This window comes from Gryllotalpicola kribbensis (genome assembly GCF_039538245.1).
GTDB lineage: Bacteria > Actinomycetota > Actinomycetes > Actinomycetales > Microbacteriaceae > Gryllotalpicola > Gryllotalpicola kribbensis.
The window spans coordinates 237,776-251,733 of sequence record NZ_BAABBX010000014.1; the positions used below are offsets into that span (position 1 = coordinate 237,776).

The window sequence follows — 13,958 nt, forward strand, 5'->3', positions numbered from 1 at the left end:
CGTTTCGGCCGATTCGGACAGAGGCGAAAACAAGAACGTGCACCCCTCGCGCGCTGCCCGCGGAAACGGATAGTTCAGAGGGCGAACAATCCCGCGTATAGTTCAGACCATGAACAGTCACGCAGCCGAGCGAGCGGATGCCTCACTCGAGGCCGCCGTCGACGCCGTCGCGCGTCTCGCCCGCATGCTCGAGCGCTCCGCAGCGCCGCTCAGCCTCGCCGACTTCCGGGTGCTCAGCGCGCTCGACGCCGGCGAGGACCGCGCGAGCCGCCTCGCCGAGCGGCTCGCCGTCGGCAAGCCGGCCATCAGCGCCACGGTCGATTCGCTCACGAAGCGCGGGCTCGTCACGCGCGCGAAGGTCGACGGCGACCAGCGCGCCCTGGCGCTCGCGCTCACGGCGGCGGGAGAGGCGCAGGTGCGTGAGGCCAAGGCGCGCCTCGCAGAGCGCGTGGGGGCGATCGCCTCTCTGATGAACGAGCCCGGCGCAGGCATCCGCGCCCTCGCAGAGCTCGGTGACGCGATCGAGCGCCATCACGCCGCCCAGCAGGCGACGCGGCGGGCAGAGCTGAAGGCGGCCGAATGACCCGCGCGACGACGTCGGCCGGCGATTCCCCGCAGCAGATCAACTGGGTGGCGCGGCTGTGGTCCTACGTGCTGCGCCACCGCACGGGCCTCTACCTCGCGCTCGGCGCCGCCCTGCTCGGCAGCGGAGCACAGGTGCTCACGCCGCTCGTGGCCCGGCAGATCGTCGACACGGTCATCGGCCACCACCAGGGCAGCCTCTGGGTCTGGCTCGCCGCGCTCATCGCGCTCGCCGCGGCCACCTTCTTCTTCAACCGACTGCGGCGCTACCGCGGCGGCAAGGTCGCGCTCGAGGTGCAGAACGACCTGCGCAACGACATGCACGACCACCTGCAGTCGATGGACTTCACCAATCTCGACCGCATGCCGACGGGGCAGCTCGTCGCCCGCGCGAACTCCGACTCGGGGCTCGTCATGATGCTGCTCAACTTCCTTCCGATCGTCAGCGGCAACGTCGTGCTGCTCGTGCTGTCGCTCGTCGTGATGTTCGTGCTCTCGCCGCTGCTGGCCCTCGTGGGCCTTGCTCTGATCCCGGCGCTCGTCGTCGTGAGCTACCGGATGCGCTCGCGCGTGTTCCCCGCCACGTGGGACGCGCAGCAGAAGGAGGGCGAGCTCGTTCAGATCGTCGACGAGGACACCGGCGGCGTGCGCGTCGTCAAGGCGTTCGGGCAGGAGCGCCGCGAGCTGAAGAGGCTGACGGATTCCGCGACCAGGCTCTACGGCTCGCAGATGCGGTCGACGCGCATCCAGTCTCGCTTCCAGCCGCTGCTCGAGTCGATCCCGGCGTTCGGTCAGGTCGGCATCCTGGCGCTCGGCGGCATCCTCGCCCTGCACGGCAGCATCACGCTGGGAACGTTCCTCGCCTTCTCGACCTATGTCGCGCAGATGCTCGCGCCCGCCCGCCAGCTCGCCGGAATGCTCGCCATCGCGCAGCAGGCCCGCGCGGGCGTCGAGCGCATCGCCCAGCTGCTCGACACGCCGCCCGCGATCGCGGACGCCCCCGGCGCGACCCCGCTCGGAACGCCTGCCCGAGGCGAGATCGAGTTCGACGACGTGCACTTCTCGTACGAGCAGGACCGCCGTGCGGGCGAGCACGAGACGCTCACGGGCTTCTCGTTGCGCGTCGCGGCGGGCGAGCGCGTGGCGCTGGTCGGCGCGAGCGGCTCGGGCAAGTCGACCGCGGCGATGCTCATCCCACGCTTCTACGACCCCGTCAGTTCCTCGGGAGACGCGGCCGGCACCGTGCGCGTCGACGGCATCGACGTGCGCCGTCTCACGCTGCACTCGCTGCGCTCGCAGATCGGGGTCGTCTTCGAAGAGAGCTTCCTGTTCAGCGACACGGTGCGCGCCAACATCGCGTACGGCCGGCCCGAGGCATCCGATGACGAGATCGAGCGCGCCGCGCGGCTCGCGCAAGCCGACGGGTTCATCGATCGCCTGCCCAAGAAATACGACACGGTCGTCGGCGAACGCGGCCTGTCGCTCTCGGGCGGCCAGCGGCAGCGCGTCGCGCTCGCGCGGGCGATCCTCGCTGACCCGCGCATCCTGATCCTCGACGACGCGACCAGCGCGATCGACGCCCGCACGGAGGAGGCCATTCACGATGGGCTGCGCGACGTCATGGCCGACCGCACGGTCGTGCTGATCGCGCACCGGCAGTCGACCCTGCACCTCGCCGACCGGGTCGTGCTCGTCGACGGCGGCCGCGTCGTCGACGAGGGCGGCCACGACGAGCTGATGGAGCGCAATGCGGCCTACCGCGCGCTGCTCTCGGGCATGGAGGACGGCGATGCGCCCGCCGGGGGCGCCGCCGCGACCGGCGACGTCGACGCCGTCGCCGCCTATTCCGGCAGGGTGACGGCGGCCGCGTGGCGTCGGGGCGACGCGGATGCCCCCGGCCGCGGTGCCGCTGCTGCCGCTGCGCCCGTGCCCGCCGCGCCCAGCCTCGGCCCCGGCCTCGGCGGCACCGGCGGGGGCGGCATGATGCGCCGCGGCCTCGCCGCCACCCCCGAGCTGATCGCCCGCGTCGACAAGCTGCCGCCCGTGAAGGACGTCCCAGACGTCGACATCGACCGCGAGGGCGCCCACAGGCCGCACTTCTCGCTGCGCTCCCTGCTCGCCGACTACCGCCGGCCGCTTCTGCTCGGGCTGCTGCTCGTGGTGATCGACGCCGTCGCGGGGCTCGTCGGCCCCGTGCTGGTCAAGAGCGGAATCGACGAGGGGGTAGTCACGGGGTCGACGTACGCCGTGCTCGGGGCATCCGCCCTGTTCCTCCTCGTCACGCTCGTCGACCTCTTTGACCAGATCGCCGAGACCTTCGTGATGGGCCGCACGGCGCAGCGCGTCATGCTCTCGCTGCGCGTGCGCATCTTCGCCCAGCTGCAGCGGCTGTCGCTCGACTACTACGAGCGCGAGATGGCGGGCCGCATCATGACCCGCATGACGACCGACATCGACCAGTTCGAGCAGCTGGTGCAGAACGGCCTGCTCGCGGCGCTCGTGTCGTTCGTGACCTTCGTCGGCGTGGGGGTCGCGATCCTCATCGTGAACCCGCTGCTCGGCGGCGCGGTGCTGCTGGTCATCATTCCGCTCGCGTTCGCGACCGTGGCGTTCCGACGCCGCGCCGCGGTGCTCTACGACCAGGCGCGCGACCGCATCGCGGCGGTGAACGCCGACTTCCAGGAAAGCCTGTCGGGGGTGCACGAGGCGCAGGCGTTCGTGCACGAGGCCGCGACGAAGCGGCAGTTCCACGCGCTCGGCGACTCGTTCCTCGAGGCGCGCGTCGCCGCGCAGAAGCTGGTCGCGACCTACTTCCCCTTCGTGGCCTTCCTGTCGTCGGTGGCCGACGCGATCGTGCTGGGACTCGGCGCCTGGCTCATCCTGAACGGGCACCTCACGACGGGAGCCCTGATCGCGTTCCTGCTCTATGTCGATATGTTCTTCTCGCCGATCCAGCAGCTCTCGCAGGTGTTCGACGCGTGGCAGCAGACGACGATCTCGGTGCGCCGCATCTCCGAGCTGATGGCGCTGAAGAGCCTCACGCCCGCCGCCGCCGAGCCGCTCGTGCCGGGCCGACTCACGGGCGCGATCACGCTCGACGACGTGCACTTCGCCTACCCGGCGGTCACGGCACGCCCCGGCGCGCAGGAGCGCGGGCCCCGGGATGCCCGCGGGGTCGAGCCGGTCGAGGTCGCGCCGCCCACGCCGCCCGAGGCTCTGCGGGGCATCCGCCTCGACATCGCCGCGGGCGAGACGATCGCGCTCGTCGGCGAGACGGGCGCCGGGAAGTCCACCGTGATGAAGCTGCTCGCGCGCTTCTACGACGTCGACCGGGGCGCGGTCCGCGTCGACGGCCACGACGTGCGCACACTCGACCTCGCCGCATATCGCGCGCAGCTCGGCTATGTGCCGCAGGAGGCGTTCCTGTTCACCGGAACGGTGCGCGACAACATCGCGTACGGCAGGCCGGAGGCGACGGATGCCGAGGTCGAGGCCGCCGCCCGCGCGGTCGGCGCGCACGAGTTCATCGCCGCGCTGCCGCACGGCTATCTGCAGCCCATCTCCGAGCGGGGGCGTTCGCTGTCGGCCGGGCAGCGGCAGCTGATCGCGCTCGCGCGGGCGCAGCTCGTCGACCCGGCGATCCTGCTGCTCGACGAGGCGACCTCGAACCTCGACCTGGCCGCCGAGGCGCGGGTCACCGCCGCGATGGACCGCGTGGCGGCCGGTCGCACGACCGTGCTGATCGCGCACCGGCTGCAGACGGCCAAGACCGCGGATCGGATCGTGGTGCTCGGCGGCGGCGGTGTGCTCGAGGTCGGCTCGCACGACGAGCTGCTCGAGGCGGGCGGCCACTACGCCGAGATGTGGCGGGCGTTCGAGCTCGCCTCGCAGCGCGCGGCGTAGCGCCGCCGCCCCGCCCGCGCTCGCCGGTCGAGCGAGCTACTCGACCAGCGGGCACGTCTGCGGCAGGATCGGAAGCGGTGACACCGCACATCGTGATCACACTGGCGACCATCGTGCTCGCGATGGTGCTCTTCGTGTGGAACCGGGTCCCCGCGGTCATCGTCGCGGTCGGGGCGGCACTCGTGCTCTTCCTCACCGGCGTGCTCACCATGCGCGAGACGCTGAGCGGCTTCGGCGACCCGGTGGTCGTCCTGCTCGTGTCCCTCTTCTCGATCGCCGTGGCGCTCGAGGAATCCGGGGTCGCGGCCTGGGCCGGTCAGCTGCTGCTGCGGCGCGCGGGCGGCAGCCCGACCACGAGGCTCGTGGCGATCATGGCCATCGGGGCCGTGCTCAGCCCGCTGATGGGCATGAACGGGGCCGCCGTCGCGATGCTGCCGATCGTCGCGGGCATCGCCGCGCGCACGGCGACGGCGCCCTCCAAGCTGATGATCCCGCTGGCGTTCGCGTGCACGGCGGGCGCGAACCTCAGCCTGCTCGGCAGCCCGGTGAACGTCGTCGCGGCCGAGAAGATCGACACGGCGGGCGCGGGCCCGTTCGGCTTCTTCGCGTGGGCCCTCGTCGGCGTCCCGCAGGTGATCGGCACCATCGTCATCGTCGTGCTGCTCGGCAGGCGGCTGCTGCCCGAGCGCCGACCGGCGGTCGTCGATCAGACGTTGCCGGATGCCTCGAGCGGCGCTCTTCCCGCCCAGGAATCCCCGGCCCCCGCGGTCGCCCTCGGCCCGCGCGCCTACCTGGCGCTCGCCGTGCTCGCCCTGCTCATCGGCCTGCTCGCGTTCAACGTGGTGCCCGCGGCGATCGCGGCGGCGATCTGCGCCGTGCTCATGGTGCTGCTGCGGGTCGTCACGGTGCCGCGGCTCGTGGCGGGCGTCGACTGGAGCACCTGCATTCTCATCGGGGCGATGATCGCGCCCGCGGTCGCGATGTCGAAGACGGGCGCCGCCGGCCTTCTCGGCGACCAGGTGGTCACAGGCATCGGCGGCCTCGGGCCCTACGCGGTCTTCATCGGGCTGTTCCTCGTCACAGGGGTGCTCAGCCAGTTCATCTCGAACACCTCGTCGGCGCTGGTGATGCTGCCGATCGCCGTCGCCACCGCGACCGACCTGCACGTCGCGGCGCTGCCGATGATCCTCGGCGTCGCCCTCGGGGCGAGCACCTCGTTCGTGATGCCCTTCGCGAATGCCGTCACGCTCTCGGTCTACGGGCCGGGCGGCTACCGCTTCGGCGACTTCTGGCGACTCGGCTCGATCGTGTCGGCGTGGTCGTTCGTGGTCGCCGTCGCCCTCGTGCCGGTGTTCTGGCCGTTCTGATCGCGTTAGGGTTCCCCGCCGCCCCGTGAGGATTCCGTTAGGGCGCCGGATGCCGCGCGCCCGCGGGTCTTCACTCGTCACTCGTGGACATTTTGTGGATCCTGGGCATCATCGCCCTGGCCGTCGTCGTGGCGCTCGCCGCCAAGGGGGTCGAGAAGCTGTGATCTTCTTCGACATCGTGGCGGCGGCCCTCGCCATCGCCTCGCTCGCGTACCTCGTGTACGCCCTTCTGAAGCCGGAGAAGTTGTGAATCTCTGGCTCTTCCTCGCACAGTTCGCCACACTCGCCGTCATCCTCGGGCTCGTCTATCGCCCGCTCGGCGACTACATGGCGCACACCTTCACGACGACGCGCGACCTCGGGCTCGAGCGCGGCTTCTACCGCCTGATCGGGGTCCGATCGGATGCCGCGCAGAGCTGGCCCGCCTATCTGCGCGGCGTGCTCGCCTTCTCGGTCGTCGGGGTGTTCTTCGTCTACATCCTGCAGCGGGTGCAGGAATGGCTGCCGTATGCGCTCGGCCTGCCGAACGTGCCGCCCGGGCTCGCCTTCAACACGGCGATCTCGTTCATGACCAACACGAACTGGCAGTCGTACTCGCCTGAGCTCACCCTCGGCTACACGGTGCAGTTCGCCGGGCTCGCCGTGCAGAACTTCGTCTCGGCCGCGGTCGGCATCGCCGTGGCGATCGCGCTCGTGCGCGGCTTCGCGCTGCGGAAGTCGGGCACCATCGGCAACTTCTGGGTCGACCTCACCCGCAGCGTGACCCGCATCCTGCTGCCGATCGCCATCGTCGGCAGCGTCGTGCTGATCGCCGGCGGCGTCATCCAGAACTTCAACCAGGTGGAGACGGTGCACACCATCGCGGGCGGCGTGCAGCACCTGCCCGGCGGCCCGACCGCCTCGCAGGAGGTCATCAAAGAGCTCGGCACCAACGGCGGCGGGTTCTTCAACATGAACTCCGCTCACCCGTTCGAGAACCCGACGGCGTGGACGAGCCTCTTCGAGGTCTTCCTGATGCTCCTCATCCCGTTCGCCCTGCCGCGCACCTTCGGCCGGATCGTCGGCGACAACCGCCAGGGCTACGCGATCCTCGCCGCCATGGGCGTGCTGTTCACGGCATCCCTCGTCGCCGGAACGCTGTTCGAGCTGCACGGCGGCGGTGACAGCGCGATCGCCGCGGCCGGCGGCGCCATGGAGGGGAAGGAGCAGCGCCTCGGCATCATCGGCTCGCTGCTCTTCGACACCACCGGCACCAGCACCTCGACCGGAGCGGTCGCGTCGATGCACGACAGCATGACGAGCTTCGGCGGCATGATGATGATCATCAACATGATGCTCGGCGAGGTCTCGCCGGGCGGGGTGGGCACCGGCCTCTACGGCATGCTCGTCATGGCGATCGTCGCCGTGTTCCTCGCCGGCCTGATGATCGGCCGCACGCCCGAGTACCTCGGCAAGAAGATCGGCGCCCGCGAGATCAAGCTCGCCTCGCTGTACTTCCTCACCACGCCGACCCTCGTGCTCGTCGGTCTCGCGCTCAGCTTCGCGATCCCGCCGATCATGCACGACCTCGAGCACACGAGCATGTGGAACCCGGGCCAGCACGGCTACAGCGAGGTGCTCTACGCCTTCACCTCGGCGGCGAACAACAACGGCTCGGCCTTCGCCGGCATCACGGCCAACACCCCGTGGCTGAACGCCTCTCTCGGCGCGGCCATGTTCCTCGGGCGGCTGCTGCCGATCGCCTTCGTGCTCGCGCTCGCCGGCTCGCTCGCCGCTCAAGACAGGATCCCGGTGACCACCGCAACGCTGCCCACGCACCGCCCGCAGTTCGTCGGGCTGCTCATCGGCACCGTGCTGCTCGTCTCCGCACTCACCTACTTCCCCGTGCTCGCGCTCGGACCCATCGCAGAAGGACTGCACTGATGACCACCGCTCCCGCTCGCGCCCAGGCGGGCGCGTTCAACCCGCGACAGCTCTGGACGAGCCTGCCCGAGGCCCTGCGCAAGATGTATCCGCGGGCCCTGTGGCACAACCCCGTCATGTTCATCGTCGAGGTCGGTGCCGCGCTCACCACGGTGCTCGCCGTCTTCCTGCAGTTCTTCGCCCACCCGGCTGCCGCCGCCGAGAACGCCTTCACGTGGTGGATCGCGGTCTGGCTGTGGCTGACCGTGCTGTTCGCGACGCTCGCCGAGGCTGTCGCGGAGGGCCGCGGCAAGGCGCAGGCGGCGACGCTGCGCAAGACGCGCACGACGACGCTCGCCAACCGCGTGCTGGGCTATGACCCGAACGCGGATGCCTTGGCCGAAGCGGCCCGCACCGAGTCGGTCGCCTCGGCCGAGCTCACGCTGAACGACATCGTCGTGGTGACCGCCGGCGAGCTGATCCCCGGCGACGGCGACATCGTCGCGGGGATAGCCTCTGTCGACGAATCCGCCATCACGGGCGAGTCCGCGCCCGTCGTGCGCGAGTCGGGCGGCGACCGCAGCGCCGTCACCGGCGGCACGCGCGTGCTCTCCGACCGCATCGTGGTGAAGATCACCTCGAAGCCGGGTGAGACCTTCGTCGATCGCATGATCGCGCTCGTCGAGGGCGCCGCGCGGCAGAAGACGCCGAACGAGATCGCGCTCAACATCCTGCTCGCGAGCCTCACGATCATCTTCGTGGTCGTCGTGCTCGCGCTCGGGCCGACGGCCGGCTTCGCGAAGGCCGCGCCGACGGTCACCGTGCTGGTCGCGCTGCTCGTCTGCCTCATCCCCACCACGATCGGCGCGCTGCTGTCGGCGATCGGCATCGCCGGCATGGACCGCCTCGTGCAGCACAACGTGCTCGCCATGTCGGGCCGCGCGGTCGAGGCGGCCGGCGACGTGAACACCCTGCTGCTCGACAAGACCGGAACGATCACCTACGGCAACCGGCAGGCGGCCGAGTTCCGCGCGGTGACGGGCGCCGACACCGCTGAGCTCATCGAGGCCGCCGCTCGCGCCTCCGTCGCCGACCCGACGCCGGAAGGACAGTCAGTGGTCGTGCTCGCCGCGAAGCTCTCTCGGCGGGAAGACGGTCTCGATACGGTCGCAGAGCGACCTACTCGACCGGCGGAGGGCGGGAGCGCTGCCGGAACCGTCGTGCCGTTCACCGCGCAGACGCGCATGAGCGGTGTCGACCAGCCCGACGGCAGGCAGCTGCGCAAGGGCGCCCCGAGCGCCGTGCTCGCGTGGGTCGCCGAGAGCGCCACGGGGCCGGAGTTCGCCGAGGCGCGCGCCGACCTCGAGTCGCAGGTCGCGCACATCTCGGGCCTCGGCGGCACCCCGCTCGCGGTCGCGGAGCGGGCAGCTGACGGCACCGCCCGCCTGCTCGGCACCATCTACCTGAAGGACGTCGTCAAGACCGGCCTCAAAGAGCGCTTCGCCGACCTGCGCCGCATGGGCATCCGCACGGTCATGGTGACGGGCGACAACCCCGTGACGGCATCCGTCATCGCGAAGGAGGCGGGCGTCGACGACGTCCTCGCCGAGGCGACGCCGGAAGACAAGCTGGCGCTCATCAGGCGCGAGCAGGGCGGCGGCAAGCTCGTCGCCATGACGGGCGACGGCACGAACGACGCCCCCGCGCTCGCGCAGGCCGACGTCGGCGTGGCGATGAACACGGGCACGAGCGCCGCGAAAGAGGCCGGCAACATGGTCGACCTCGACAGCGACCCGACGAAGCTCATCGACATCGTCACGATCGGCAAGCAGCTGCTCATCACGCGCGGCGCGCTCACCACGTTCTCGATCGCCAACGACGTGGCGAAGTACTTCGCCATCATCCCGGCCATGTTCGTCGCGGTGTTCCCCGGCATGCAGGCGCTCAACATCATGCACCTGCACTCGTCGGACTCGGCGATCCTCTCGGCGGTGATCTTCAACGCGCTCGTCATCGTGGCGCTGATCCCGCTGGCGCTGCGCGGTGTGCGCTACCGCCCCTCGACGGTCTCGACGCTGCTCGGCCGCAACCTGCTGATCTACGGCGTCGGCGGCATCATCGCGCCGTTCATCGGCATCAAGCTGATCGACCTGCTGATCAGCCTCATCCCCGGGTTCTGAGCACCCCTTTCAAGGAGAACTGACAATGCCTTCCACCACGCGCGCCGCGATGCGCCAGTACGGGGTGGCGATCCGCGCGATGATCGTGCTGACCGTCGGCCTCGGCATCGCCTACCCGCTCGTCATCACCGCGGTCGGCCAGCTCGGCTTCCACAGCCAGGCGAACGGCTCGAAGATCGAGACGGATGCCGGCACCGTCGGCTCCGCGCTGATCGGCCAGTCCTTCACCGACGCACACGGGAAGCCGCTCACGCAGTGGTTCCAGTCGCGGCCGTCGGCGGCGACCTCGGATTCCGCGCCGAACGGCTACGACGCCAATGCCTCGCTCGGCTCGAACTGGGGCCCGAACAACCCCGATCTCGTCGCAGCCATCGAGCACCGCAAGAAGGTCATCGAGCAGACCTACGGGGTCACGGCGGCCGAGATCCCGGCCGACGCGCTCACCGCCTCGGGCTCCGGCCTCGACCCCGACATCTCGGTCGCCTACGCCGAGCTGCAGGTCGCGAAGGTCGCCGCGACGCGCGGCCTCGATGAGGCATCCGTTCGCACGCTCGTCGACCGGAACACGCACGGGCGCGACCTCGGCTACCTCGGCCAGCCCTACGTGAATGTCGTCTGGTTGAACCTCGAGCTGTCCAAGATGGATCCAGCGGGAAACAGATAGGGGTCACGCGATGGGCAGAGGCAGGTTGCGCGTGCTGCTCGGCGCTGCGCCGGGAGTCGGCAAGACCTACGCCATGCTCGAAGAGGGCCGGCGCCTGAAGGCGGAGGGCAAGTACGTCGTCGTCGCGGTCGTGGAGACCCACGACCGCGCGGCGACGGCCGCCATGCTCGAGGGGCTCGAGGTCGCCCCGCGTCGGGCGATCGACCACCGCGGGGTCGAGCTCACCGACCTCGACCTCGAGGCCGTGCTCGAGCGGCATCCCGACATCGCGCTCGTCGACGAGCTCGCGCACACGAACGCGCCGGGCATGGAGCACGAGAAGCGCTGGCAGGACGTCGAGGTGCTGCTGGATGCCGGCATCTCGGTGTTCACGACGGTGAACATCCAGCACATCGAGTCCCTCAACGATGTGGTCGAGCAGATCACGGGCATCGTGCAGCGCGAGACGATCCCCGATGCCGTGCTGCGCGCCGCCGATCAGATCGAGGTCGTCGACCTGGCTCCGCAGGCGCTGCGCGACCGCCTCGCGGAAGGACTCGTCTACCCGGCCACGCGCATCGACGCGGCCCTGTCCAACTACTTCCGTCTCGGCAACCTCACCGCGCTGCGCGAGCTCGCCCTGCTGTGGCTCGCCGACGAGGTCGACACGGCGCTGCAGGCCTACCGTGCCGAGCACGGCATCGACTCCAAGTGGGAGGCGCGGGAGCGCGTCGTGGTCGCGCTCACCGGGGGTCCAGAGGGCGAGACGCTGATCAGACGCGGCGCCCGCATCGCCGCCCGCGCGGCCGGCGGCGAGCTGATCGCCGTGCACGTCACGGGGCAGGAGGGGTTGCGCGAGGCGCACCCCGGTGCGCTCGCCGCGCAGCGCGCTCTCGTCGAGAAGCTCGGCGGCTCGTACCACCAGGTCGTGGGCGACGATGTGCCGCGGGCCCTCGTCGACTTCGCGCGGGCGTCGAACGCGACGCAGCTGGTGATCGGCGTCTCGCGCCGCGGCCGACTGCTCGCATTCCTCACCGGCCAGGGCGTCGGCCAGACCGTCATCCGCGAATCCGGTGACATCGACGTGCACATCGTCACCCACCAGGCGGCGGGCACGCACGCACTCGTGCTTCCGAAGGCGCGCGGGGCGCTGACGACCCGACGCCTGGTGCTCGGGTTCGTCCTCGCCGTCGTCCTCGGCCCGGCGCTCACCGCGTCGCTGTGGTATCTGCGCACACCCGAGGCGCTGACGAGCGACACCCTCGGCTTCCAGCTGCTGGTCGTCATCGTCGCGCTGGTCGGCGGAATCTGGCCGGCCCTGTTCGCCGCCGTGCTGTCGGGTCTGACCCTCGACTACTTCTTCGTGCAGCCGTACTACACGATCACGATCGCCGAGCCGCTGCACCTGCTCGCGCTGCTGCTCTACGTGATCAGCGCCGTGCTGGTCAGCTTCGTGGTCGACCAGGCGGCGCGCCGCAGCCGCGCCGCGCGGCGGTCGGCCGCCGAGTCCGAGGTGCTCGCGACCGTCTCGGGCAGCGTCATCCGCGGCAGGGATGCCGTCGCAGCGCTCGTCTCGCGCACGCGCGAGGCCTTCGGGCTGGAGGTCGCGCGGCTCGTCGCCGGCGACGGCAGCGTGCTCTTTGAGGCGACGGCCACGCGGCACCAACCTGTTCCCGTTCCGGACACGCGCGCCCGCGGCACCGGGCGGGAACGTCCGGAACGGGAACAGGTCGAGAGCGGCGCTGCGAGCTACACCGAACCCGTCGGCGACCGCGCCACCCTCGAGCTGGTCGGGCCGCCGCTCGCCGGCTCCGACCGGCGCATTCTCGCCGCGATCGTCACGCAGCTCGACGCGGCGCTCGAGCATCGCGATCTGGCCGACACCGCCGAGCAGCTCGCGCCCCTGGCCGAGACCGACCGGGTGCGCACCGCACTGCTGGCCGCGCTCGGCCACGACCTGCGGCGACCGCTCGCCGCCGCGACCGCGTCGGTGACGAGCCTGCGGTCCGCGGGCATCCGCCTGTCTGAGTCAGACCGCGACGAGCTGCTCGCGACGGCCGAGGCGAGCCTCGCGAACCTCAACGCCCTCGTCACGAATCTGCTCGACGTGAGCCGCGTGCAGGCGGGCGTGCTCGCGGTGAACCTCGAGGACGTCGAGGTCGACGACGTGCTGCCCTCGGCTCTCGAAGAGCTGGGCGTGGCGCCCGGCGATGTGCTGCTCGATATCCACGACCCGATCCCGCTCGTGCGCGCCGACCCGGTGCTGCTGCAGCGGGTGCTCGTCAACCTGCTCGCGAACGCCCTGCGCTTCTCGACCGCGCCGCCGCGGCTGAGCGCGAGCAGCTTCGAGGGCCGGGTCCAGCTGCGCGTCGTCGACAGCGGGCCCGGCGTTCCCGACGACCGCAAGGGCGCCATCTTCCAGCCGTTCCAGCGCGAGGGCGACACCGACAACACGACCGGGATCGGCCTGGGCCTCGCCCTGTCTCGCGGGTTCGTCGAGGGAATGGGCGGCACGCTCGACGCCGAGGACACCCCGGGCGGCGGCCTCACAATGGTCGTGTCACTGCCGTGCGCCGAGACGGGGGCCGCCGGGTGAGAACCAGCACGGCCGCCGCCCGCGACGTCATGACGGCCCGACTATCGTGGTGTCGCCGTGTGGCACCGGGTGGAGGCAGACGATGAAGGTCGTGGTCGCCGATGACGATCGGCAGATCCTCGGGGCGCTGCGGATCATCCTGACCGCGCACGGCCACGACGTCGTGCTCGCGCGCGACGGCAAAGAGGCGCTCGACCGGGTCGTGTACGACCACCCCGACGTCGTCGTTCTCGACCTGGGGATGCCTGAGCTCGACGGCCTCGCCGTGATCCAGGCCATCCGCGGCTGGTCGACGGTGCCGATTCTCGTGGTGTCGGGCCGCACGGACTCGTTCGACAAGGTTCAGGCGCTCGATCTCGGCGCCGACGACTACGTCACGAAGCCGTTCCAGACCGATGAGCTGCTCGCGCGCATCCGCGCCCTGGGCCGGCGGAAGACGGGTGGGGACGACGCGCCGGTGGTGCGCTTCGGTGACGTGACGGTCGACCTCGGTGCGCGCCGGGTCTCTCGCGGGGAGCCGGGGCATGAGGCATCCGTTCGCCTGACGCCCACCGAGTGGCAACTGCTCGAGCTGCTTGTGCGCAACCCCGATCGCCTCGTGACGCGCGAGACGATCCTGACCGAGATCTGGGGCCCGAACCACACCGCCGACACCGGCTATCTGCGGCTGTATCTCTCACAGCTGCGCAAGAAGCTCGAGCCAGAGCCGTCGGCGCCTCGCTACCTGCTGACGGAGGCAGGCATGGGCTATCGCTTCGCGCCCACGGGGGAATGATCCGGCGGCG

The 13,958-nt window shown here is 70.8% G+C and carries 9 protein-coding genes; all 9 read left to right on the plus strand.

What is annotated here, in order from left to right; all coding sequences use genetic code 11:
- Positions 1-109 precede the first annotated feature (109 nt).
- Positions 110-583, plus strand: coding sequence for a MarR family winged helix-turn-helix transcriptional regulator (locus tag ABD716_RS09300; protein WP_344776119.1), 474 nt, complete (start codon positions 110-112; stop codon positions 581-583).
- Positions 580-4,485, plus strand: coding sequence for an ABC transporter ATP-binding protein (locus ABD716_RS09305; protein WP_344776121.1), 3,906 nt, complete (start codon positions 580-582; stop codon positions 4,483-4,485). Before ABD716_RS09300 ends, ABD716_RS09305 begins: the two co-directional genes overlap by 4 nt.
- Before the next feature lie 77 nt (positions 4,486-4,562).
- Positions 4,563-5,852: an SLC13 family permease gene (locus ABD716_RS09310; protein WP_344776123.1), complete on the plus strand. Its 1,290-nt coding sequence runs from the start codon at positions 4,563-4,565 to the stop codon at positions 5,850-5,852.
- Positions 5,853-6,012: 160 nt separating this feature from the next.
- Complete coding sequence (kdpF, locus tag ABD716_RS09315; RefSeq protein WP_344776125.1) at positions 6,013-6,102, plus strand: K(+)-transporting ATPase subunit F; 90 nt, start codon at positions 6,013-6,015, stop codon at positions 6,100-6,102.
- Positions 6,099-7,775 (plus strand): potassium-transporting ATPase subunit KdpA, encoded by a 1,677-nt coding sequence (gene kdpA, locus ABD716_RS09320; RefSeq protein WP_344776127.1) that lies wholly within the window; start codon positions 6,099-6,101, stop codon positions 7,773-7,775. The genes kdpF and kdpA overlap by 4 nt, the downstream gene beginning before the upstream one ends.
- Complete coding sequence (kdpB, locus tag ABD716_RS09325; protein ID WP_344776129.1) at positions 7,775-9,934, plus strand: potassium-transporting ATPase subunit KdpB; 2,160 nt, start codon at positions 7,775-7,777, stop codon at positions 9,932-9,934. Before kdpA ends, kdpB begins: the two co-directional genes overlap by 1 nt.
- Before the next feature lie 25 nt (positions 9,935-9,959).
- Positions 9,960-10,598 carry a potassium-transporting ATPase subunit KdpC gene (gene kdpC, locus ABD716_RS09330; protein ID WP_344776131.1) on the plus strand — a complete coding sequence of 213 codons (639 nt, stop codon included), beginning with the start codon at positions 9,960-9,962 and terminating at the stop codon, positions 10,596-10,598.
- 10 nt (positions 10,599-10,608) lie between these two features.
- A complete protein-coding gene (locus ABD716_RS09335; protein WP_344776133.1) occupies positions 10,609-13,173 on the plus strand; it encodes a DUF4118 domain-containing protein in 2,565 nt (854 codons plus the stop codon).
- Between the two features lie 82 nt (positions 13,174-13,255).
- Positions 13,256-13,948 carry a response regulator transcription factor gene (locus tag ABD716_RS09340; protein WP_344776135.1) on the plus strand — a complete coding sequence of 231 codons (693 nt, stop codon included), beginning with the start codon at positions 13,256-13,258 and terminating at the stop codon, positions 13,946-13,948.
- Positions 13,949-13,958: the final 10 nt, after the last annotated feature.